The organism is Cryobacterium sp. Y57 (assembly GCF_002929505.1).
In the GTDB taxonomy this organism is placed as follows: Bacteria; Actinomycetota; Actinomycetes; order Actinomycetales; family Microbacteriaceae; genus Cryobacterium.
On the sequence record NZ_PJJL01000018.1, the window covers coordinates 1 to 2,124 of the forward strand.

General features: G+C 59.5%; 3 protein-coding genes. 1 reads left to right on the forward strand and 2 read right to left on the reverse strand.

From position 1 onward, the window contains the following. Both CXY72_RS00135 and CXY72_RS00140 read right to left on the reverse strand, forming a co-directional pair. Positions 1-369: ATP-binding protein (locus CXY72_RS00135; RefSeq protein WP_304466357.1), on the reverse strand; the 369-nt coding region annotated here is incomplete at its 3' end. Positions 370-444: 75 nt separating this feature from the next. After that, positions 445-675, reverse strand: a complete 231-nt coding sequence (locus CXY72_RS00140) for a hypothetical protein (protein WP_104125727.1) — start codon at positions 673-675, stop codon at positions 445-447. A gap of 35 nt (positions 676-710) precedes the next feature. On the opposite strand from CXY72_RS00140, the gene CXY72_RS00145 reads away from it, so the two are divergent. Further along, positions 711-1,769 (forward strand): hypothetical protein, encoded by a 1,059-nt coding sequence (locus CXY72_RS00145; protein WP_158252393.1) that lies wholly within the window; start codon positions 711-713, stop codon positions 1,767-1,769. The last annotated feature ends 355 nt before the right edge of the window (positions 1,770-2,124 follow it).

Sequence of the window (2,124 nt, forward strand, 5' to 3'; positions counted from 1 at the left end):
GGCGACCCAGCCTGTCGCAGTGTCGAAGAGGACCCGGTGGCCAGCCTTGGCGGCCTTGATCCCGATGCCGACGGCGAGGTGTGTTTTCCCGGTTCCAGGAGGGCCGAGCAGGACAACGTTCTTCGCTTCGGTGAGGAACACACTCGTGCCCAGGTGCGCGATGAGGTTTCGGTCGACAGAGGGCTGGTGCTCAAAGTTGAAGTCCTCAAGGGTCTTGAACCCCGGAAACCTCGCGGCCTTGATCCGAAGTCCGGCACCAGAGGCTTCGCGTTCGGATACTTCTTTGGAGAGCACCGCGGCGAGGTATTCCTCGTGGGACCAACCCGCGTCGCGGGCCTGGTCGCCGAGGCGGCGGAACGCTTCGCTGATCCGGGGCGCTCTNAATCCGGGGCGCTCTTAAGGCGCGGGCGTAGAACTCGATCTGCGAGGCCGCTTCCGTGCCGATCATGACGCGACCGCTAGGTCGTCCGGGGCGGTCTCGGTGTCAACCTCAATGTCAACACGGAACAGGTCGTCGTAGCGGGCCAGCGAAGCCGTCTCGACGACGGCCGTGATGACGGGCGGGCGGGCGCGTTGGGCTTGGAACTGGGTGCGTAACAGTCCGTTTCCTAAGAAACACGGCTTCAAACAGCCAGGTACCCGTGCAAACGGGTACCTGGCGATGACGTTACTCACACACCCTTCGCAGCGCGGAGGAAAAACAAGGAGCTTTGGGCTTGCGGTCTACTTTGACAGCTCTGTGTCTGCTTGTTTTTGTACTTACACCAGGCCTGACGAGTGGCGCACAGGCTCTTGCCCAAACACCCTTGACATTCGCCAACACAGATGAAGTACCCGCCAATTCGGGGATCGGAGTGCAACTGCTCGATATCCCGGCTGCGGCGCGAAACGATCCACGCGCTCAAACCTATATCGTAGATCGGCTAGCACCCGGTGTTGAGATTCAACGACGAATCCAAGTGCAGAACAACACTGATTCAACACAGACAGTTCGAATCTATCCGGGCGCAGCAACCATAAGCGACGGCAGTTTCATCGGCGGCAACGATCCAGCAGTGAATGAACTGACGAACTGGACAGTCATCGACCGACCACAGCTCGAACTACCCACCAACACTGACACGGACGTCACCGTGACAATTACCGTCCCCCCGGATGCAGCCGAGAGCGAGCAATACGCGGTCGTATGGGCTGAAGTGCGCAGCCTCCCCACCGATGGAACAAATATCATTCAGGCCAGCCGCACGGGGATACGTATCTATCTGTCCGTTGGACCTGGAAACGGGGCTCCCGCCGACTTCGACATCACGTCTCTCACCGCCGGTAAAGATGCGCAGGCCAACCCCACCGTCACCACGTTAGTGACCAATACGGGTGGTCGAGCTCTTGATATGACGGGTGAGCTCACGCTCGCCGGGGGCCCCTCCGGCCTATCTGCCGGCCCCTTCCCCCTGCAACAGGCAATAACGATCGCACCCGGCATGAGCCGAAACCTCATGTTCACGTTGGACGCGGGACTGCCAGCTGGACCATGGCAGGCGACGCTCACGCTGGAAAGCGGTCTGATCGAACAGACTGCCACAGCAACGATCACATTCCCCGACACCGGTCAAAGCGACGCAGTCACACCAGAAGAACAATCACACACCCTGTGGGTCGGACTTGGAGTCGGTGGAATCGTCCTCGCCGGCGCATTGCTCTGGTGGCTACGACGCAGGCGTCTATCAGGACAAGAGGCACACGACGACAGGTCAGGCGACGGCAACTGAGGCGGGCCAGACACGGAGGAACCGAGCCTAACCGAGGCACGTAACGGGCCTGAGCGGTCACCAAGGTTCACTCGATTGCGCAGGTCGCGAAGCCTCTGAGATCGCGTCAAACAGGGTCCGCTTATCGTATTACCGGTTAGAAGCGATGGGGAATCCCAAGCATGACTGGACGAAAAATATGGCCTCGGGTAATCACCGTTTGACAGTGCTGATAGCTTTCGGCCGAGAGAACGCAGTCTTGAGGGATACTTTGTTCGTGTATTCGATAGATCCATACCGGAACAGTCGCACGGCGAGCTGCAGCACGATAGTGCTTAGTAGGAACAGTTCCGTGATGACGATGGCGGCTTCCCAG